The sequence below is a fragment of the Mesorhizobium escarrei genome (assembly GCF_935825525.1).
Classification (GTDB): Bacteria; Pseudomonadota; Alphaproteobacteria; order Rhizobiales; family Rhizobiaceae; genus Mesorhizobium; species Mesorhizobium escarrei.
Genome location: NZ_CAKXZT010000079.1, coordinates 84,566 through 105,406 on the forward strand (window position 1 = coordinate 84,566; position 20,841 = coordinate 105,406).

General features: G+C 63.7%; 18 protein-coding genes and 1 tRNA gene. 10 read left to right on the top strand and 9 right to left on the bottom strand.

The annotated features are described in order from the left end of the window. A complete protein-coding gene (betA, locus tag NMG80_RS05535) occupies nucleotides 1-1,653 on the top strand; it encodes a choline dehydrogenase (RefSeq protein ID WP_254017210.1) in 1,653 nt (550 codons plus the stop codon). A gap of 61 nt (nucleotides 1,654-1,714) precedes the next feature. Beyond that, nucleotides 1,715-3,178, top strand: a complete 1,464-nt coding sequence (betB, locus tag NMG80_RS05540) for a betaine-aldehyde dehydrogenase (RefSeq protein WP_254017211.1) — start codon at nucleotides 1,715-1,717, stop codon at nucleotides 3,176-3,178. Between the two features lie 32 nt (nucleotides 3,179-3,210). On the opposite strand, the gene NMG80_RS05545 is transcribed toward betB, so the two are convergent. Then, nucleotides 3,211-4,731: a phosphomannomutase/phosphoglucomutase gene (locus NMG80_RS05545; protein ID WP_254017212.1), complete on the bottom strand. Its 1,521-nt coding sequence runs from the start codon at nucleotides 4,729-4,731 to the stop codon at nucleotides 3,211-3,213. A 202-nt stretch (nucleotides 4,732-4,933) separates the two neighbouring features. Between NMG80_RS05545 and NMG80_RS05550 the strand changes: the two genes are divergently transcribed. After that, nucleotides 4,934-5,010 (top strand) — tRNA-Pro (locus NMG80_RS05550). Between the two features lie 55 nt (nucleotides 5,011-5,065). Here the strand turns inward: NMG80_RS05550 and NMG80_RS05555 are convergent. After that, nucleotides 5,066-5,899, bottom strand: a complete 834-nt coding sequence (locus NMG80_RS05555; protein ID WP_254017213.1) for a universal stress protein — start codon at nucleotides 5,897-5,899, stop codon at nucleotides 5,066-5,068. Between the two features lie 301 nt (nucleotides 5,900-6,200). Here NMG80_RS05555 and NMG80_RS05560 point away from each other — a divergent pair, with 301 nt between their 5' ends. Both NMG80_RS05560 and trxC read left to right on the top strand, forming a co-directional pair. Next, entirely contained in the window at nucleotides 6,201-7,763 is a 1,563-nt protein-coding gene (locus tag NMG80_RS05560) for a bifunctional aminoglycoside phosphotransferase/ATP-binding protein (RefSeq protein ID WP_436798547.1), read from the top strand. A gap of 38 nt (nucleotides 7,764-7,801) precedes the next feature. Further along, nucleotides 7,802-8,248, top strand: a complete 447-nt coding sequence (gene trxC, locus NMG80_RS05565) for a thioredoxin TrxC (protein WP_254017214.1) — start codon at nucleotides 7,802-7,804, stop codon at nucleotides 8,246-8,248. 380 nt (nucleotides 8,249-8,628) lie between these two features. Here the strand turns inward: trxC and NMG80_RS05570 are convergent, their stop codons facing one another. From NMG80_RS05570 to NMG80_RS05600, 7 genes are all read right to left on the bottom strand, one after another. Beyond that, the gene (locus tag NMG80_RS05570) at nucleotides 8,629-9,594 is read right to left on the bottom strand and encodes an ABC transporter ATP-binding protein (protein ID WP_254017215.1); all 966 of its coding nucleotides are present in this window, start codon (nucleotides 9,592-9,594) and stop codon (nucleotides 8,629-8,631) included. A 2-nt stretch (nucleotides 9,595-9,596) separates the two neighbouring features. After that, the gene (locus NMG80_RS05575) at nucleotides 9,597-10,604 is read right to left on the bottom strand and encodes an ABC transporter ATP-binding protein (RefSeq protein WP_254017216.1); all 1,008 of its coding nucleotides are present in this window, start codon (nucleotides 10,602-10,604) and stop codon (nucleotides 9,597-9,599) included. Between the two features lie 2 nt (nucleotides 10,605-10,606). Further along, nucleotides 10,607-11,524, bottom strand: coding sequence for a dihydrodipicolinate synthase family protein (locus NMG80_RS05580; protein ID WP_254017217.1), 918 nt, complete (start codon nucleotides 11,522-11,524; stop codon nucleotides 10,607-10,609). Between the two features lie 18 nt (nucleotides 11,525-11,542). Further along, entirely contained in the window at nucleotides 11,543-12,457 is a 915-nt protein-coding gene (locus tag NMG80_RS05585) for an ABC transporter permease (protein ID WP_254017218.1), read from the bottom strand. Then, nucleotides 12,457-13,416, bottom strand: a complete 960-nt coding sequence (locus tag NMG80_RS05590) for an ABC transporter permease (RefSeq protein ID WP_254017219.1) — start codon at nucleotides 13,414-13,416, stop codon at nucleotides 12,457-12,459. The genes NMG80_RS05585 and NMG80_RS05590 overlap by 1 nt, the downstream gene beginning before the upstream one ends. An 84-nt stretch (nucleotides 13,417-13,500) precedes the next feature. Beyond that, a complete protein-coding gene (locus NMG80_RS05595; protein WP_254017220.1) occupies nucleotides 13,501-15,081 on the bottom strand; it encodes an ABC transporter substrate-binding protein in 1,581 nt (526 codons plus the stop codon). A 40-nt stretch (nucleotides 15,082-15,121) separates the two neighbouring features. Beyond that, nucleotides 15,122-15,871 carry a FadR/GntR family transcriptional regulator gene (locus NMG80_RS05600; protein ID WP_254017221.1) on the bottom strand — a complete coding sequence of 250 codons (750 nt, stop codon included), beginning with the start codon at nucleotides 15,869-15,871 and terminating at the stop codon, nucleotides 15,122-15,124. 105 nt (nucleotides 15,872-15,976) lie between these two features. Here NMG80_RS05600 and NMG80_RS05605 point away from each other — a divergent pair, with 105 nt between their 5' ends. The 5 genes from NMG80_RS05605 to NMG80_RS05625 all read left to right on the top strand — a co-directional run bounded on the left by NMG80_RS05605 (nucleotide 15,977) and on the right by NMG80_RS05625 (nucleotide 20,774). Continuing rightward, complete coding sequence (locus tag NMG80_RS05605) at nucleotides 15,977-16,948, top strand: Gfo/Idh/MocA family protein (protein WP_254017222.1); 972 nt, start codon at nucleotides 15,977-15,979, stop codon at nucleotides 16,946-16,948. Continuing rightward, on the top strand, nucleotides 16,945-17,940 hold the full coding sequence (locus tag NMG80_RS05610) for a Gfo/Idh/MocA family protein (protein ID WP_254017223.1): 996 nt from the start codon (nucleotides 16,945-16,947) through the stop codon (nucleotides 17,938-17,940). The genes NMG80_RS05605 and NMG80_RS05610 overlap by 4 nt, the downstream gene beginning before the upstream one ends. Next, nucleotides 17,930-18,883, top strand: a complete 954-nt coding sequence (locus tag NMG80_RS05615; protein ID WP_301942723.1) for a dihydrodipicolinate synthase family protein — start codon at nucleotides 17,930-17,932, stop codon at nucleotides 18,881-18,883. Before NMG80_RS05610 ends, NMG80_RS05615 begins: the two co-directional genes overlap by 11 nt. A gap of 98 nt (nucleotides 18,884-18,981) precedes the next feature. Next, nucleotides 18,982-19,752 (top strand): TIGR01458 family HAD-type hydrolase, encoded by a 771-nt coding sequence (locus NMG80_RS05620; protein ID WP_254017224.1) that lies wholly within the window; start codon nucleotides 18,982-18,984, stop codon nucleotides 19,750-19,752. A gap of 239 nt (nucleotides 19,753-19,991) precedes the next feature. After that, on the top strand, nucleotides 19,992-20,774 hold the full coding sequence (locus tag NMG80_RS05625; RefSeq protein WP_254017225.1) for an SDR family NAD(P)-dependent oxidoreductase: 783 nt from the start codon (nucleotides 19,992-19,994) through the stop codon (nucleotides 20,772-20,774). Nucleotides 20,775-20,841 lie beyond the last annotated feature (67 nt).

Sequence of the window (20,841 nt, forward strand, 5' to 3'; positions counted from 1 at the left end):
ATGCTTGAGGCGGATTTCGTCATCATCGGCGCCGGCTCGGCCGGCTCGGCCATGGCCTACCGGCTGTCGGAGGACGGCAAGCATTCGGTGATCGTCATCGAATTTGGCGGCAGCGACATCGGGCCGCTGATCCAGATGCCGTCGGCGCTGTCGATCCCGCTCAACATGAGGCTCTACGACTGGGGTTTTGCCAGCGAGCCGGAGCCGCATCTCGGCGGCCGTGTGCTGGCGACGCCGCGCGGCAAGGTCATCGGCGGCTCGTCCTCGATCAACGGCATGGTCTATGTGCGCGGTCACGCCCGCGATTTCGACCATTGGGCCGAACAGGGCGCGGCTGGCTGGGGGTTTGCCGACGTGCTCCCCTACTTCAAGCGCATGGAGGACAGCAACGGCGGCGAGAATGGCTGGCGCGGCCACGGCGGCCCGCTGACCGTGCAGCGCGGCTCAAGGACGAATCCACTTTACGGCGCCTTCGTCGAGGCAGGCCGTCAGGCCGGCTTCGAGCTGACCGACGACTATAACGGCGCGAAGCAGGAAGGCTTTGGGCCGATGGAGCAGACCATTCGCGGCGGCCGCCGCTGGTCGGCGGCGAGCGCCTATCTCAGGCCGGCGCTCAGGCGGAAAAATGTTAGCCTGGTCAAAGGTTTCGCCAGGCGGGTTATCATCGAGAATCAACGCGCCACCGGCGTCGAGATCGAAGCGGGCAAACGGATTCAGGTGATCAGGGCGCGACGTGAAGTGATCGTTGCCGCCTCCTCGATCAATTCGCCCAAGATCCTGATGCTGTCCGGTATTGGCCCGGCCGAACATCTCAGGGAATACGGCATTTCGGTGGTCGCTAACCGGCCCGGCGTCGGCCGCAACCTGCAGGACCATATGGAGCTCTACATCCAGCAGGAATCGACGCAGCCGATCACGCTGAATTCGGTGCTGAACCCGTTCTCCAAGGCGCTGATCGGCGCGCAATGGCTGTTCTTCAAGTCGGGCCTTGGCGCAACCAACCATTTTGAGGCGGCCGCCTTCGTGCGCTCGCGCGCCGGCGTCGACTATCCCGACATCCAGTATCATTTCATCCCGGCGGCGGTTCGCTATGACGGCAAGGCCGCGGCGAAGGCACACGGCTTCCAGGCGCATGTCGGGCCGATGCGATCGAAGTCGCGCGGTTCCGTTACGCTGCGCTCGCCGGATCCCAAATCGAAGCCGGTGATCCGCTTCAACTACATGTCGCACCCGGACGACTGGATCGAGTTCCGCCACTGCATCCGGCTGACGCGCGAGATCTTCGGCCAGTCGGCCTTCGACCCTTATCGCGGCAAGGAGATCTCGCCGGGCTCGCACCTGCAGTCGGACGACGATCTCGATGCCTTCATCCGCGATCATGCCGAAAGCGCGTACCACCCTTGCGGCACTTGCAAGATGGGCCGCAAGGATGATCCGATGAGCGTCGTCGACCCGGAATGCCGTGTCATCGGCGTTGACGGGCTGCGGATCGCCGATTCTTCGATCTTCCCACGCGTCACCAACGGCAATCTGAACGCGCCGTCAATCATGACCGGCGAAAAGGCCGCCGACCACATTCTCGGTCACACGCCGCTGGCGCCGTCCAACCAGGAACCATGGATCAATCCGCGCTGGCAGGTATCTGACAGATAGACGATGATCTGGCGGACTGTCCGCCCGCCGGTCCCGGCGAAAGACAATTTGGAGAGGTCCCATGCGCGCCCAGCCAAAGGCATCGCACTATGTCAACGGACGCTACATCGACGATGAACAAGGTGCGCCGCTGCCGGTCATCTATCCGGCAACCGGCGAGACCATCGCGATGCTGCGTTCGGCGACGCCGAACGTGCTGGAGCTGGCGATCGAAGCAGCGCGAGCAGCACAACCGGCCTGGGCACGGCTGAAGCCGGTCGAGCGCGGGCGCATCCTGCGCCGCGCCGCCGACATATTGCGCGCGCGCAACGCCGACCTGGCGCGCGTCGAGACGCTGGATACCGGCAAGGCGATCCAGGAGACGCTGGTGGCGGACGCGCCGTCGGCAGCCGACTGCCTCGAATATTTCGGCGGCGCGGTCGCTGCCTATAATGGCGAGTCCGTCGATCTCGGCGGACCCTTTGCCTATACAAGGCGCGAGGCGCTGGGCGTCTGCATCGGCATCGGCGCCTGGAACTACCCGATCCAGATCGCCGGCTGGAAATCGGCGCCGGCACTCGCCATGGGCAACGCCATGGTGTTCAAGCCGTCGGAGAACACGCCGCTGTCGGCGCTGGCGCTCGCCGAAATCTATACCGAGGCCGGCCTGCCCGACGGGCTGTTCAACGTCGTGCAAGGCTATGGCGACGTCGGCGCCGGGCTCGTCGGGCACGATGTCGTTGCCAAGGTTTCGGTCACCGGCTCGGTGCCGACCGGCCGTAAGGTGCTGTCGCTCGCCGGCTCGAAGATGAAGCATGCCACCATGGAGCTTGGCGGCAAGTCGCCGCTGATTATCTTCGACGATGCCGACGTCGAAAACGCCATCGGCGGCGCGATGCTCGGCAATTTCTATTCGACCGGCCAGATCTGCTCCAACGGCACGCGGGTCTTCGTGCAGAAGGGCATCCACGACCGTTTCGTCGAACGGCTGGTCGAGCGGACCAAGAAGATCCGTGTCGGCGATCCGCTTGACCAGGAAACGCAGATGGGGCCGCTGGTCTCCAAAGCGCAGCACGAGAAGGTCATCTTCTATATCGAGGCCGGCAAGCAGGATGGCGCTGTGCTCGCCTGCGGCGGCAATGTACCTTCGCTGCAAGGGTTCCAGGGCGGCTTCTTCGTCGAGCCGACGGTCTTCACCGGCGTCACCGACACCATGCGCATCGCGCGCGAGGAGATTTTCGGGCCTGTCATGAGCGTGCTGAAATTCGACGGCGAGGACGAGGTGATCGACCGCGCTAACGATAGCGAATTCGGCCTTGCCGCCGGCGTGTTCACGCGCGACCTGCCGCGCGCCCACCGCGTCATCGCCGAGCTGCAGGCCGGCACCTGCTGGATCAACGCCTACAATCTGACGCCCGTCGAAATTCCGTTCGGCGGCTTCAAGCAGTCGGGAATCGGGCGAGAAAACTCGCTTGCCGCGTTGGCACTCTATTCGCAGTTGAAGTCGGTCTATGTCGAGACCGGCGACGTCGCGAGCCCATACTGAGGCTCACCGCGCCGCCGTTCGGAGACCTTAGACTAGAAGGTCTGGTTATAGGCGCCGACCTCAGGGCTGCGGCGCAGCACCGCGTCGACGGCTTCGAACATCTGCCGGCGCCGCTCCGATGACACCGGGCTCTCCACCACGACGACAAGCTCCGGCTTGTTCGACGACGCCCGCACCAGGCCCCAGGTGCCGTCCTCGGCAACGACGCGAACGCCATTGACGGTGATCAGCTCGGCGATCTTCTGCCCGGCGAAGATGGCGCCGTCATGCTTCATGGCCTGAAAGTCGGAAACGACCCGCTCGACCACGCCATATTTCAGCTCGTCGGCGCAGTGCGGCGACATGGTTGGCGTGCCGAAGGTCAGCGGCAGGTCGCGATAGAGATCGGCCATGCTGCTTTTGGGGCTGCGATCCAGCATCTCGCAGATGGCGATGGCTGTGATCAGACCATCGTCATAGCCGCGCCCGATTGGCGGGTTGAAGAAGAAATGACCGGATTTCTCGAAACCGGCGATGGCGCCAAGCTCGGCCACGCGCCGTTTTATGTAGGAGTGGCCGGTCTTCCAGTAGTCGGTGACGGCGCCATCGGCGCGCAGGGCGGCGTCGGTATTGAACAATCCGGTCGACTTGACGTCGACGACGAAGGTCGAGCCGGGATGCAGGCGCGCAATGTCGCGCGCGAGCATGACGCCGACCTTGTCGGCGAAGATTTCGTTGCCCTCATTGTCGACCACGCCGCAGCGGTCGCCATCGCCGTCGAAGCCAAGCCCGACGTCGGCTCCCGTCTCCAGCACCTTGTCGCGGATCGCGTGCAGCATCTTCATGTCTTCGGGATTGGGGTTGTAGTTCGGAAACCTATGATCGAGCTCGACATCGAGCGGAATCACCTCGCAGCCGATCCGTTCCAGCGCTTCAGGTGCAAAAGCGCCGGCGGTGCCGTTGCCGCAGGCGGCGACCACCTTGAGCTTTCTCGATATGCGCTTGTCGCGGGTCAGGTCGTCCAGATAGATCTTGCGGAAATCCGCAACGAAGTCATAGGAGCCGCCGCCGACCAGGTCGAAGTCGCCGGCAAGCACGATCGCCTTCAATGCGCTCATTTCCTCCGGACCGAAGGTCAAGGGGCGCGCCGCCCCCATCTTGACGCCGCTCCAGCCGTTCTCGTTGTGCGAGGCGGTGACCATGGCGACCGACGGCGTGTCGAGCGCGAACTGGGCGAAATAGGCCATCGGCGACAGCGCCAGCCCGATATCCCTAACCCGCGCGCCGGCGGCCATCAGCCCCGAAACCAGCGCCAGCTTGATAGCCAGCGAATAGGAACGGAAATCATGCCCGGTCACGATATCCGGCCCGGCGCCCAAGCGCCGGATCAGCGTGCCGAGCCCCATGCCGAGTGCCTGGACACCGATCAGATTGAGCTCCGGCGGCTCGGCGGAGCCAGGATGGCCGAACCACCAGCGCGCATCATATTCACGAAAGCCGGACGCCTTGATCAGCGCCGTGGTTTCAAACTCGAAGGTGTTGGGAACGGCTTCACTAACGATCTTCAGGGACAAGACAGCAACTCCAAGCGGCTGGATTCAGAGTGGTTTCAACGCAGGTGGCCATGCCTATAACACGAGCCTTTAAGCGGTGTTATCTCCCAGGGAACCTAAACCTGTATGACGTTAAGGCGAAACGGCAAGAAATGCGACAGAAGCGCTGCCATTGGCGCTTGCAGGAACGAAGTACGGCGGCTATAAGCCCGCGGTCTGGTCACGGAGTGTAGCGCAGCCTGGTAGCGCACATCGTTCGGGACGATGGGGTCGCAGGTTCAAATCCTGCCACTCCGACCAGAACCGCCCGCCTCCGGCCGGCGGGCTGACCGATGTCCGCGACAGGCAGCAGCGGCTACCGCGCCATAAGGATCGGCATCGACGGGTCGTCAAGCATCGAGACGGTGACGCCGCCGAAGATGCGCTCGCGCAATCGGGAATGACCATAGGCGCCCATCACCATCAGGTCGGCGGCGATGTCGAGCGCGTGCCGGCGAAGCACGTCGACGACTGAATGGTCCAGGCTGGGCAGCCGGTCAACCGTGACATTCACGCCATGCCGCGCGAGATAGGCGGCGGCGGCTCCGGGTTCGGCCCCGTGGCGGTACTCGTCCTCCACCGGATCGACCATGACGAGGTTCACCTCATCGGCGCCTGGTAGCAGGCCGAGGGATTCGCGGACGGCACGCGATGCCTCCAGACGGGCGTCCCATGCAATCAGCACGCGTTTCGGCTTCAGGGTCGGCCGCGACCCCTCGGGGATGAGCAGCAAGGGCTTTCCCGAAGAAAACAATGCCCCTTCGATCGCTTTGCTTTTCAGCGTTTGGTCGGCGAGCAACTCCGGTCCAATAACCGTAATGTCGGCGTAGCGGGCACGGCGGCCGACGGTGTCGTCGGCCCAGCCGGCTTCCGGATATTCGCTGGAGACATCGGCGGAAAGCGCACTGCCGGCGAGAAAAGCCGACAGGTCAGCAGTTCGCTTCTTCAACAGATCCTCGACGGCCCGACGCTCGTCGAGCCAGGCTTCTGAAACGACCGCGGCATACTCCCCGACTGGTGGCGGCGCAGCTACGGCGACGACGAGAACAGCAAGATGGGCGCCGATCTCGTTGCATAGATCGGCGGCAAGCTTGAGGTCACCGTCTCCCTTGCTCGGTCCCGTAACGGTAAGTATCGTCCTGAAAGCCATGGCGGTTGCTCCCGATCTCAAAGCCAATCGTCGTTGCAACAACAGCGAGACGGCTCGGCGCTCCCCAGCGCTGAGACAAGAACGTCGCCGCGCATCATTTGATCCGTATCAACGTGCCCACGTGCCGACGCCAATTGGCTTCAGGCCGCCGGAGGACGCTAAGAAATACGCCCCACGGAACGTAACCGTGACTTGGCTGGTTATATCCAGACGCTGCGGCAGCAAGGGCCTGATGGCGCGGAATTTTCAGCGACCACGCTCGTTGGCTTCCACAGGTGGATACAAAACAAAGAGGCAGCCGATGATGGTCGAGGATCAGCAATCCGTGGCCGCGATGTTGATGGACCCTGCCGCATATGGCGAGAGCGGGCCGGTCGAGGCGATCGAAACGCATATCTCGCGTATCTTCCTGGTTGGCCAGCGCGCCTACAAGATCAAGCGAGCGGTCAGACTGCCCTATGTCGACTTCTCGACCCCGGCTCTGCGGCTCGCCGCTTGCGAGAAGGAGGTCGAGCTCAACTCCAGGACTGCCCCAGGCCTCTATCTGGGGGTGCGGCGCATCACCCGAGAGGCCGCCGGGAAGCTGGCCTTCGACGGAAGCGGCAAACTGGTCGATGCGGCAATCGAGATGGTCCGCTTCGATCAGTCGAAGCTGCTCGATCGTATGGCAGTCGGTGGCGAACTGACGCCTGCGCTGATGACGGAGGTCGCGCGCATGGTCGTGCGCTATCATCGCGGCGCGCCGGAGATCCACAGGGGCAGCGGATCCTCGAACCTGGCAGGCGTGCTCGCCATCAACGAAGCCGGCTTTGCCACCAGCCATGTTTTCGACGAAGCCGAGATAAAGGTATTCACCGGGATTTTCCGCACCGCCCTCGCCCGTCATCGCGAGTTGCTCGACCGGCGGGAGGCGGCAGGCAAGATCCGGCGATGCCACGGTGATCTGCATCTGCGCAACATTTGTCTGTTCGAGGGAGAGCCCCGCCTCTTCGATTGCATCGAATTCAATGACCAGATCGCCAGCATCGATGTGCTTTACGACCTGGCCTTCCTGCTGATGGACCTCTGGCATCGCGGCTTTGCGGAACTCGCCAACCTGGTGATGAACCGCTACCTCGACGAAGCAGACGACGAGGACGGCTTCATCCTCCTGCCGTTTTTCATGGCAGTGCGGGCCGCAGTGCGCGCGCATGTCACCGCAACCCAGGTCGAGGAAGGCGGTGACGATTCCGGCGGGCTGATTGCCGAGGCCAGATCCTATTTCGAGCTTGCCCGAACACTTCTCCAGGAAAAGCCGCCTCGGCTGATCGCCATCGGCGGCTTGAGTGGTTCCGGCAAGACGGCCGTTGCCGAGGCACTCGCCGCACATATCGGCGCGCCGCCCGGCGCACGCATTGTCGAAAGCGACCGCATCCGCAAAGCCCTGCATGGTGTGCCGGCTGAAACGAAGCTGCCGGACAGGGCTTATCGACCTGAGGTGTCCGACCGCGTCTACCGCGAAATGGCATGGCGCGCCGACTTGATCCTTGCCGAAGGCGGTTCGGTGGTCGCCGATGCCGTCTTTGACAGGCCGGCCGATCGCGACCGCATCGAGAAGGCGGCAAATGGCAGAGACGTTGCTTTCGCCGGATTCTGGCTGGAGGCGGATCCGCTCGTTCTTTGGCAGCGGGTGAGCGAGCGCAGCGGCGGTCCTTCTGACGCCACGGTCGATATCTTGTCGCGGCAATTGCAGCGACACGCCGCCCCGTCCACCTGGCGCAAGGTCGACGCCGATCGAAAGCTCGCCGATATTGCCGCAGAATTGGCCAAGCTTTCGGACGCGGCCGGTTCTGCGCGGGATGCTCCACTCAAGACCGCATCCTGACGGCGACGATCGACGCGCATAAAGATGGGTAAATGGGCATGACGCTGGAAAAGCTGGTGGTTTGTGGCAAATGCGGCGGGGTCAATCGCCTGCCGCCGGCACGCGATGCCGGGGACGCGAAATGCGGAAAGTGCGGCTCCAGGCTGTTCTCGGGTCACCCGGCAGACGTCGATGCACAGAGTTTCGATCGCCAGGTCACGCGAAGCAGCCTCCCCGTCGTCGTCGATGTATGGGCACCATGGTGCGGCCCGTGCAAGATGATGGCGCCGGCCTATGAAGCGGCAGCCAACGAACTGGAGCCGCAGGTTCGCCTGATCAAGCTCAATTCCGACAATGAGCAGGCCGTTGCAGCCAGGCTCGGCGTCCGCGGCATCCCAACCATGATCCTCTTCCATGGCGGACAGGAGGTTGCGCGCACATCCGGCGCAATGACGGCGGGACAGATCGTCAGGTGGGTCCGCGACCACCTGCCGGCCGCAGCCTGAAAGCTGCCACTCCCGTGGATTTCGCTGATCGCGTGCTCAGCACGACGGAAGCGAGCCAGGCGACTCGACGGCCGACGCTGAGCACAGAAGCCATACGATGACTTTAAGACATTCTACATCGGACGACGAATTTCCAGGCCGACCTTAGGACCAGGCTCGGCCTCTGGTCCGTCCGAGATCGGGACAATGGCTGACGGGACAAACAACAGAGCAGCGCTGACACTGTTCAGCCAGTCATCGCCGAGCCGCTGCGTAAATGCCTCCCGTTGTCGCCAATCGCCCGGGCCGGGCCACAAAGCAATTTCGGTTCCGCTTCGCCGAAATATGGATCCTGCGCTGGCGGGGCAACCTCCCGTTGGCGGAATACCGCGCCGGCTTGCCTAGGCGATGTCGTCGCGAATGCAGGCCTTCAGATGGCCGTCGGACGTTGCCCGCAATGGCGGGACGATGCCAGCGCAAGCGTCGAGGGCAACCGGGCAACGGGTTCGGAAAACACACCCGGTCGGCGGCTTTGCCGGGCTTGGAATGTCGCCCTTCAGCACCTGCCGGCCTTGCCTGGCCAGCGGGTCGAGCGACGGAATGGCCGAGAGCAGCGCGCGCGTATAGGGATGCTGCGGCCTGGCATAGAGCGCGGCAGCAGGCGCGACTTCCATGATCCGGCCGAGGTAGAGAACGATCACCGTGTCGCAGATATATTCGACGACGGCCAGGTCATGCGAAATGAACAGCATGGTCAGACCGAGCCGGACCTGCAGGTCGCGCAAAAGATTGATGATTTGCGCCTGGATCGAGACATCGAGGGCAGAGACCGGCTCGTCGGCGACGATGAATTCGGGTTCGAGCGTAAGCGCCCGGGCGATGCCGATGCGCTGGCGCTGCCCGCCCGAAAACTCGTGGGCGTAGCGGTCATAGGCGTCGACTGGCAGCTCGACCGCGGCAAGCGCCTTCTCCGCCCTCGCCCGCCGCTCGCGCCTGTTGCCGATGCCCTGAATATCGAGGCCTTCGGTCAGGATCTGTCCAATGGTCATGCGCGGCGACAGACTGGCGAACGGATCCTGGAAAATATACTGCATCCTTCGGCGCTGGCGAGCCAGTGGTCCGGCGCTCAGGCTGGTGATATCGACGCCGTCAAATCTTATTTCGCCGGACGTCGGCTCGATGAGACGCAGCACCGAGCGGCCGATCGTGGTCTTGCCCGATCCGGATTCGCCGACGAGACCGACCACCTGGCCGCGCGCAATGTCGAAGGAAATATCTTCCAGCGCCCTGACCACGGGACCGCGCGAGAACGCCGTCGGCGCAAAATGCTTGGTCAGCTTCCTGACCGAAAGGAAGGGAGCGTCCACTGTCAGAGATCCTCCCAGCGCAAACAACGGCTCTGCTGGGTCGACGTCGCCGCGAACAATGGCGGTACAGCGGTGCGGCAGGCATCGACAGCCAGGGCGCAACGCGGCGCGAAAGAGCAGCCCTTGGGCAGCAGGGCCAGCGATGGAACATTGCCGGCGATGGTCGGCAGCGGCGTTCCTGCTGCCTTCAGCGTAGTGGCCTGGCCAAGCCGCGGCACCGAACGCATCAGGCCGGCGGTGTAGGGATGACGCGGACGAGTGAACACCTCGCTCACCGGACCCGATTCCACGATGCGCCCGGCATACATCACCGCGACCCGGTCGGCGATCTCGGCAACGACGCCGAGATTGTGCGTTACGAACAGAATGCCCATGCCGCGTTGCGCCTGCAGCGCGGCCAGCAGGTCGAGAATCTGGGCCTGGATGGTGACGTCGAGCGCGGTGGTCGGCTCGTCGGCGATCAGCAAGGTCGGATCGCAGGACAATGCCATGGCGATGGTGGCGCGCTGCCGCATCCCTCCCGACAGCTCATGCGGGTATTGCCGCGCCCGCCGATCGGGATCGGGAATGCCGACCTGAGCCAAAAGTCGCACGGCATCAGTGGCCGCATCACGATGCGACTTGCCGAGATGGATGCGGATCGGTTCGGCGATCTGTTCGCCGATGCTGTAGACCGGATTGAGGCTGGTCATCGGCTCCTGGAACACCATGCCGATGTCGTTGCCGCGCACCTTGCGCAGCGACTCGGGATCGAGGCCGGTCAGCTCGGTGACCGTGCCGTCCCTGCGCCGCAGCGCGATCGATCCCTCGGCGATGCGTCCGATCTTCTTCGGCAGCAGCCCGATGATCGACAGGCTGGTGACCGACTTGCCTGATCCCGACTCGCCGACCAGCGCAACCGTCTCGCCCGAACCTATCACCAGGTCGACGTCCTGCACGGCGGCGATGTCGCGTCCGGCGATACGGAACACCGCCCGCAGACCGGAAATCGAGAGGATCGGAGCGTCCACGGTCAGCGCAGCAAGCCGACGTCGCGAAGGATAATGTCGACCTTTGCGGCTTCCTCGTCGTTCAGGCTGCGTTGCGGCCGCGCCATGGTATTGGAGGCGATGATGCCGAGGCTCCTCATCGCGGTCTTGAAGGCGCCGACCCCGGCCGAGCCGGCGCTCGTCCTGCCGAGCGAGATCCAGACGATCTCGAACAGCTTCAACAGCCGCTCCTGCTCCAGGCGGGCTTCGGCGTACTGACCCGCCTGCATCAGGTTCCACAGCCTGACGTAACCGTGCGGGTCGACATTGGCGAGGCCCGGCACGACACCATGCGCGCCCATGGCAAGCACGCTGTCGACCAGGATCTCGGACCCGGTCATGCCGAAGAAACTCGGATCGTTGGCCATGTCCTTGAGCACATACCGTAGATTGCCGTCGTCACCGCTGGAATCCTTGATGCCGGCGATAGCGCCCTCGCTGGCAAGGCCGACGGTGGTCTGGCGCTCCAGCTTGACATGGACGCAGACCGGGATGTCGTAGGCGATGATCGGGATGTCGACCGCGTCCTTGATGTAGCGGAAGTGATCGCCGATCTCGGGCTGGCTGGTGCGGGCATAGAACGGCGCGGTGACCACGACTGCGTCAGCGCCGGCCGATCTCGCTGTCAGGGCGTGGTTGATGACGCGATCGGTCGTCGGGTCGATGACCCCGGCGAAGGTCGGAACGCGGCCATTGTTGACCTTGACCGCGTGCTCGATGATGGCCCGGCGGCCGGCCTCGTCATGGAAGACAACCTCGCTGGTCGAGCCGAGCACGAACAGGCCGTGGACGCCGCCGTCGAGCAGGTTTTCGATGGTCCGCGTGAACGACGCAAAATCGACACTGAAATCGGCATTGAGCGGGGTGACGACAGGTGGCACGACGCCGGTAAACAGGGGCATTTTTCAAAAACCTTCAGGTCAGTTGAGATCGGAACGAGGGTCGAATGCATCGCGCAGGCCATCGCCGATGAAGTTGATGGCCAGCACGGTGAGCACGAGTACGGCGCCGGGAAACATCCATTGCCAAGGATATTGCTCGAGCACGACGGTCGAGCGGGCGAGATTGAGCATGTTGCCCCAGCTGGCTTCGGGCGGTGCGATGCCGAGGCCGAGGAAGGAAAGGCCGGCTTCGAGCAGAATGGCATTGGCGATCTGCAGCGTGGCGTAGACGACAAGAATGTCGATGCAGTTCGGCAGGCCGTGACGAAACAGGAGATGCGGCAGCCCCGCCCCCATGCCTCGCGCGGCGACGACGAAGTCGCGCTCGCGCAGTTCGAGCAACCGGGCGCGCACCATGCGCGACAGCACCGGCCATGAGAGCAGCGAGATCACCAGGATGGTCGGCGCAATGCCGGTGCCGGCGATCGAAGCGAGCACGAGCAGGAAGATCACCGGCGGCAGCGTCATTGCGAGGTCGACGAAGCGCATCACTGTGCCGTCGACAAGGCGCCCGCCGAAGCTGGCGACGGCGCCGACCAGGAAGCCGATGACGATCGAGATGGCGACCGAGCAGACGGCGACCAGCAGCGAGATCCGTCCGCCTTGCAGAAGCCGGGCCATGACGTCGCGGCCGACGCCGTCGCTGCCTAGCCAATGAATGGCGGACGGCCCCTTGTTGATCGCCCTGAGATCGATGGCGTTGGGGCTGAACGGCCACCACAGGGAATAGGTCGAAACCGCCAGCAGGATGGGGACGACGATAAGCAGACCGGCGCGCGCCGCACGATTTTCAAAGAAGCGGTCGAGAGCGCGGCGGAGCGGTCCCTTGTTTTGCGGCCCGGCTGTCGGGACGACTGTCGGGTCAATTTTCGGATCTGGTGCGGTGATCGTCATCACGACACCTGGATGCGCGGGTCGACGACGGCGTAGACGATATCAGTCAGGAGATTGACCAGAATGACGCAGATGCCGATCACCAGAGTGGCGCCCATGATCACCGGGTAGTCCCTTGTGCCGACGGCGTTGACCAGCAGCAGGCCCATCCCCGGCCAGTTGAACACGCTTTCGAGGAAGATAGCGCCGCCGATCGCGATGCCGACCGTTGACCCGATCAGGGTGATAACCGGTAAAAGGGCATTGCGGGTTGCATGCTTGATGATCACCCAGAATTCGCGCACGCCCTTGGCACGTGCGGTCCGCACATAGTCCTGGTTGAGCACTTCCAGCAGCGACGCGCGCATGTAGCGCATGATCAGCGCGGCGTGTCCGATGGACAGCAGGCAGGCGGGCAGGACCAGGTGCGCGAGCACGTCCGCTACGGAAAAAGGCGCGCCGGCGGTCTGCATGCCGCCTGATGGCGCCCAGCGCAGCAGCACCGAGAAAAAGTACAATCCGAGGAGTGCCGTCAGAAAAGCCGGGCTTGAGATGCCGACGAAAGAAATCACCGACAGTGCGATGTCGGGCAGCGCGTTACGGCGGACGGCGCTGAAGATGCCGGCGGAAATGCCGAGCACGATGGCGATGGCCAGGGCCGTGCCCATCAACAGCGCGGTTGGGCCGATGCGCTCCATGACCAGCGGCAGCACGGCAACACCGCCGCGCTGGATCGAATAGCCGAAGTCGCCGCCGAGCGCAGCGCGAAGCCAGGCGAGATATTGCACGGGAAGCGGCTGGTCGAGCCCAAGCCGGTCGCGCAGGACTTCGAGGTCGGAAGCAGACATCGGGCTGGACGGATTGATATAGGCGTCAATCGGATCGCCGGGCGCCAGCCGCAGAAGGATGAAGATGAGGACGCTCAGGGCGACCAGCATCAACAGTCCTGTGGCGCTGCGGCGGGCAATGAAACTCAGCATTGGCTGTCCGTGGCGATGGTGAGCGGAGCCGGCATCGTGCCAGGCCCGTTTCGTTGGCGGGCCGGAATGGCCCGCCAGGCCGTTTTACTGGATGTCCCAGCGTTCCGAGTGAGCCGCATAAGGACCGCCGGCCGGCGCCGGCGTCCAGACAAAGTCACGCAGCTTGCTGGAGGCTACGCCATAGCGGTTGGCCACCCATAATGTCGCCCAGGGCAGATCCTTGTTCATAACCTTGCAGACTTGCTGCCAGGATTGATCGATCTTGGCCGGATCGGTCTGGGCGAGCGCGGCGTCCAATGCGGCGCTGAGATCGTCGAACTCGATGCGCATGGTGTTGAAGCCTGCCGGCGGAATCTGCGACTTGTTGAGACCCGGGCTGATGCCAGCCGGATTGGGACCGTTCTGCAGGCCGGCATAGACCATCGCAAACGCGTTCCAGTCCGGCGTGCCTTCCTTGTAGACGATGCCGTTATAGGTCGGCGTATCGACGACGCGCGGCACCACATTGATCCCGACCTCGGCCAGCATCGACTGGATGGCGGCCATCACATTGGCCGCTTGCGGCGAGCCGTAATAGGTCAGCAGGGTGATCGGCTTGTCGCCGTTGATCTTGTCCCAGCCCGCCTCGGCAAGCAGAGCCTTGGCCTGGGCCGGATCGTAGGCATAGGGTTCGAGGCCTTGCGGGAGCAGATGCGGCGCGACGTAACCGCAATTGGCCGGCTTGGCCGCGCCGCCATAGAGGCTCTCGATGATGGCATTGCGATCGATGGCATACATGATCGCCTGGCGGACGCGAACATCCCTGAACAGCTCGACCTTCTGGTTGAGGCCGATGTAGTTGACCACATAAGAAGCGCCCTCGATCACCTTGAAATTGCTGTCGCCCTTGAACGATACCGCATCGTCGGGCTCAACATAGGTGAACTGGATCTCGCCGGCGCGCAGCGCCGCAACGGCGGCCGCCGGGCTCTCGAAATACCGGTTGATGAGCACGTCGACCTTCGGCTTGCCGCCGCGATAGTCGTCATCCGCGGCCAGTTCGACATATTGGTCGCTGACATAGCGCTTGAACTTGAAGGGGCCGGTGCCGACCGGCGTGGTGGACCACCAGGTGCTTGTGGCCAGCGTTTCCGGCGGCATCGCGGCCAGGGCATGCTGCGGCAGGATCATCACCTGCGAGAGAATCGACAGGAAGGAGCCGTTGGGCTTCGACAATTTGACGACTACGGTGCGATCGTCCGGCGCGTCGACCGACGCGATATCGCCGAGACGCGCGGCAAACAGACTGCCGGACGCCTTGTTCCTGGCGAGCTCAAGCGTGAACTTGACGTCCTTGGACGTGAACGGCTTGCCGTCGTGCCAGCTCTCCTGGGCAAGGTTGAACGTATAGGTCAGCTTGTCGTCGCTGACCTTGTAGTCCTTGGCCAGATCGCCTTCGAGTTCGGTCAGTTCGGCGTTGTAGATGACCAGCGGTTCAAAATAGGTGCTCAGCCAGGTAAAGCCGCCGGTCGCAGCCAGCGGATTGAAGTTCTTGGGAAAGCCGCCGGGGCCGACGTCGAAGCCCCCGGTTATGGTCTTGGCGTCCTGTGCCTGGACGCTGGTGGCTTGGCCGCCGAGCAGCAGCCCGGCAACAGTCAGATGACGAGCTATGGTCTTGATGCGCATGGTTTCCTCCCTTGGCATTGTCAGGTAGTTCGGCGTTGGGTCAGGTCGTTCGGTTTCTGGCGATCACTTGCTGAATCCCCCTGTAGTGGTCGTCGAGGCGCTGACGCGCCCGGTCGACGTCCTTGGCGGCTACCGCCTCGACGATCTCGTGATGGTCGCGCCAGGTCGCCAGCGGCGTCGGATTGTCGAGGCTGGTGAAATTCGAGGCCTTGTTGAAGGCCACCCAGAAGATGTCGATCAGCGCGCTCAACATGTGATTGTTCTGGCAGCGGAACAGCAACTGGTGGAATTGCTGGTCCTCTTCGGCAAAGCTCTCCTGGCGCTCGGCGCGCCGCCGCATGCTTTCGGTCAGCTGGCGCAGCGCGGCGATGTCTTCGGCGCTGATCATCTCGATGGTCTTGGCGATCAGGCCGGTCTCAAGGACGCGGCGGATCTCGCGCAGTTCCTCGACGTCGCGCAGCGAATCCTGCAGGCCGTATGCCAGATTATCCAGCAAGGGCTTGAACGAGAATTCCTTGACGAACACGCCGATGCCGCGACGCGTCTCCAGAATACCGATCGACTCCAGCGCCTTGATCGCTTCGCGCACCGAGTTGCGGCCGACGCCGAGCCGCTGCGCCAGGAAGGTCTCCGGAGGCAAGGGGTCCCCCGCCTTGAGCTGGTTGCTCTGGATATATTTCCTGAGGCTCTCCTGCACGCTGACGTGAAGCAGCGGCGGTCGGGTCAGCGGTTCGATCGATTTTTGTTCCGAGTTCAACTTGGTTTCCGAGCTCGATTTGGGTTCCGACATTTTGCTCCCGCTGCAATTGCGGCCGACGGCCCGCCGCAAAGCGGTCGATGCTTGTAGCATAGCGACTTGTAGGATATCCTGCAAGCAAGAGGATTACATCGCTGAATGAAAATCGTCCTGGCCGGCTCAAGCCATTGGCACGCCGAAATGCATCTCGACGCTGCACGTTTTTGCGGCGCCGCGATTGCCGGCATCTGGGATGAGGACGCGCAGCATGCGCGCGCCTTCGCGACGCGCCATCATTTGCCGTTCATCACCGACTTTGCGAAAATCCTTTCCGGCCCGCCGGACGCGATCCTGCTGATGGGACACCCTTCGACGGTGCCGGCGCGGGCGCGCACCGTCATCGAAGCCGGCATACCGCTGATCCTGGAAAAGCCGGCGGCCAGCAGCACCGCAACGTTGGCCGCGCTCAGCGAGCTGGCGAGGCAGCACCAGGCCTTTATCAGCATTCCCCTTCCCAACCGCTTTGGGCCGGCCGCCACTGCCTTTGAACGGCTGCGCAGCCAAGGCCGCGCCGGTGCGGTGGCGCATTGCCAGTTCCGGCTGGTCAATGGCCCGCCGCAGCGCTATGCGGCCGACGGCGTCGCCTGGGTGGTGGATCCGGCGATCGGTGGCGGCGGCGCGCTGAGGAACCTCGGCATACACGGCGTTGACGCCGCGCTCGGCCTGGCAACCGGCGGGCTTGGGCTAAAAACCGTCTCGATCGAGAACCGCATTCACCGCGCCCCGGTCGAGGACCATGCGCTGCTTGTACTGGAAGACGCTGCCGGAGCGTTGTTCGTCGTCGAGGCCGGATACACTTTTGCTTCGATGCGCCCCGGCGGCGATTTCGAATGGCGTATCGTCAGTGAGAATGCGACCCTCATCGACTATGGCGAGCGCGCCTTCTGTGCGACGCTCGACGATGGCGCTATCGTCGAATTGCCGATCGAATTGCCGGCGACGCGCTACCGCCTGTGCATGAGCGACACGCTCGACCGGCTGGCTCGAAAAGCGCCGCCGGCGACTTCAATCGAAGACTATGTTGCGGCGATGTCGCTGATCGACGCCGCGTATGAAAAGGCAGGACGATGATTGGAATAGGCATTATCGGAGCGGGCGATTTCGGCGCCGCCCATGCAAGGGCAATCAAGCAGGTGCAGGGCCTGCATCTCGTCGCATCGTGCCGCGGGAATAACGATGCCCTGGCCGCCTTCACCAGCGAACATGGTGGTCGCGGCTACACCGACTGGCGCAAGCTGCTAGACGACAAGGATGTCGACGCTGTCCTCGTCGCCAGCCCTCACCATCTCCATGCCGACATGGCGATCGGCGCGGCAAAGGCCGGCAAGCACGTCATGCTCGAAAAGCCGATGGCGCCGACGGCGGCGGCCTGCGATGCGATCAACGCCGCCGTGGCCGCCGCTGGCGTCAAGCTGATGGTCGCCCATCTCATGCATTTCGCGCTGCCTTGCATGGCGGCCAGGCAAATGCTTGAGCAAGGAATGCTCGGCCGGCCGCTCGTCGGATCGAGCTGGATCATCAAGCTGTGGATGGAGCATAATCGCCGCCACTGGCATCTGCGCAAGGCCACCGGCGGCGGCATGCTGTTGACGGCCGGCATCCATGCGCTCGACCGTCTGGTCTGGCTCATGGATGACGACGTCGTGTCGGTGAGCGCCATGCTTGGCGCCATGTCCCATGACCAGGAAGCCGACGACACCGCCCTGCTCGGACTGCGCTTCGCCGGCGGCGGGCTCGGCCAGGTGCAGAGCGTCGGCTATCGCAATGGCGCGGCCGGCTACGCCATGGACCTGGTCTGCGAGCATGGAACGCTGCGCATCGACATGGACCGCGGCACGATGCTTGGCCGCGACACAGCCTGGGCCGACCTACCCGGCTCATTCGAGCCAAACTGGATGCATGCTGCGCTGGTGCGCGAATGGAGCGCGATGCGCGATGCCATTGCCGACGACAAGCCGGTGCCGGTCGACGGCGCCTATGGCCGCAAGATCATCGGCATCATCGAGGCCGCCTTTGCGTCGAACGAAACGCGCCGAGAGCACGAGATCGCCGGTGCGCCCTGAGTTCGACGACCACGTGAGCCACGTGCCCGCACACGCGCCGCGCGGCGTCTGGGGCGCGGTGATGCTGGCCATCGACGATCGCGGGGCAATCGACTGGGAAGCGACGGAGGAAACGATCGCCCGGCTCTGCGCATCAGGTGTCGACGGCATCTATTCCAACGGCACGGCCTGCGAATTCCACTGCCAGACCGAGCCCGAGTTCGACCGGCTTTGCGCCCTGGTGGCCGCGATTGCCGGCCGCGCGCGCCTGCCCTTCCAGATCGGCATCAGCCAGTCCAATCCGCGCGTCGCGCGCGAGCGGCTGATGCGGGTGTCGGCGCTTCGCCCGGCGGCGGTGCAATTCACCTTGCCCGACTGGTGGCCGCCCAGCGACGGCGAGGTTATGCGCTTCGTCGGCGGCCTGTGCGAGACCGCGCCCGACATGCCGCTGGTGCTCTACAATCCACCGCATGCCAAGCGCCGCCTGAGGCTCGAAGGCATCGCCAGGCTGCGTGCAGCGGTGCCGTCGCTGGTCGGCGCCAAACTGCCGGGCGGCGACGCCAGTTGGTACGCCGATATGCGCCGCGAACTGCCGGGATTTTCGGTCTTCGTGCCCGGCCATACGCTGGCGACGGGATTTGCCCAAGGAGCGCATGGCAGCTATTCCAACGTCGCCTGTCTTAACCCCAAGGGCGCGGTAATGTGGTGGCAGACGATCCGCACCGACGCGGCAGCCGCTGCCGAGGTCGAGACGCGCATCCAGGCCTTTCTCGCCACACAGGTTCTGCCCTTTCGCGTGCGCTACGCTGTCAGCGATGCGGCGCTCGACAAAGCGATGGCGGCAGCCGGCGGCTGGGCGCCGCTTGGCCCGCGACTGCTCTGGCCCTACAGCTCGGTTCCCGACGAGGCGATCGCAACGCTGGCCCAAGCCGCACGAACGGCCTTCCCCGAATGGTGGCAGTGACCTCGACAAATCGCATGTGTCTATCCCCTGATCCAAGAGGAACAACCATGGCCTGTTCCGGATTTGACGCCTGACGGACTCTTGGTCATGCTGGACCGATGACAAGAGGTGTACTGCTGGACCTCGCAGGCGTCCTCTATGATGGCGAGACCGCCATACCAGGCGGGATCGACGCCGTCTCGCGTTTGCGCCAGGCCGGCTTGGCCATACGCTTCATAAGCAATACCACGCGCTCGTCGAAACAGAGCGTTTTCGAACGTCTGCAGGCGATGGGGCTCACCATTACCAAGGCAGATGTTTTCACCCCGGCGCACGCTGCACGCGAATGGCTGCTTCGCAATGGCCGTGCGCCATACTTGTTGGTTCACCCCGACCTTGCGCCGGACTTTTGCGAACTGCCGGATCGCGACAAGCGCGCCGTCATCGTCGGTGATGCCGGAGACGCCTTCACCTACGCGGCGTTGAATGAAGCGTTCCGCGCGCTGGGCGCCGGGGCCGAATTGCTGGCCCTTGCCACCAACCGGACGTTTCGGGATGCTGACGGCGAGCTCAGCCTCGATGCAGGGCCATTCGTCGCGGCATTGGAATTTGCCTCCCTGAAGCGCGCAACCGTTCTCGGCAAGCCGTCGCCGGCTTTCTTTCAGTCGGCGCTGGCAAGCATGGACTGTCCGCCAGATCAGGCGATCATGGTCGGCGACGACGCCGAGGCCGACATAGCTGGCGCCCTGCGCGCCGGACTTTCGGGCGCATTGCTGGTGCGGACAGGCAAATACCGGCACGGCGACGAGAAACGGTTCGATCCGCGCCCGACCGCAACCGTCGCCGATCTCGCGGCGGCGACCGACTGGATCCTTGCGCGCCGAGACTGATTGCGCAGACTGAACCGGCCGTACAGCGCCCCCAGCCCCGGACCTTTGTGCTGCGCGGAATGAGCGAAGCGCAATTGAATGCTTATCGCCACGGAAGGTGGATAACAGTGGGCGCTTCGCTAGTGGCGAAAGTCTGACACTTGGTACCGGTGGGCGGCAAGAAACCGCCCCATAGCCGGGGTGCCAATGGCTTTTCCAGAGTACAACGGTATAGTGCTCGAAACTGGCGGGGTGGTGCGATGTCGACCATACTTGTGACTGGGGCGACGGGTGGGATCGGGCAAGCAATTTGCGAACGGCTTGCGGCCGGTGGCGCGCGGCTGATGGTGGCGGCCCGCAATCAGGTGCGGCTTGAGTCGCTGGTTTCGACCCTGCCTGCACCAGCCGACGGTTCGCATGAAGCTATACCGGTTGATATGGCATCCGATGCCGCGTTGGGCGAGTTTGATCGACACCTCGCCACGTCGGGCCTCAAGCTTGACGGGGTCGTTCTTATGCCGCCCCAACCGCATTCGTCCGCTGACCCTATGCCCGAACCGGACGTCTGGCGAACGCTGTTTCAGACAAGCTTCATTGGGCCGTTGTCCCTGTTGAAGTCGGCAATCGCTCGTATGGAACCGGCCCCTGAAGCAGGTCGTCGCTGCAAGGTCGTAATCATTTCCGGCATTTCTTCGGCTCAGGTTCTTAGCCACTACGCCACCGCCAACGTCATCCGCACCGCTTGGCTTGGAGAAGCGAAGACGCTTGCCTTTGCGCTGGGCGAAAGAGGTATTCATGTGAACACTCTTTCACTCGGTGGCACGCTGTCGCCCTGGTATCGGGATGCAATTGGCAGGCGAGCGCAGGACGCCGGCGTGACGTTTGAAGAAAGGATTGCGGTCGAAACCGACAATGTTCCACTCAAAAAGTATGGGACGCCGTCTGAAGTTGCCGCCGTCGTCGAGGGCTTGTTGTCGCCCCTCACTGATCACATGACAGGCTTGAACATTCTACACGATGGCGGATTCACTCGAGCTTATTGAGGACGCGCTGAGCGCGATTGCGGGCTGACCTTCCATCTTCCGTGGTTGCCCGATCGGCGGTCTTTCA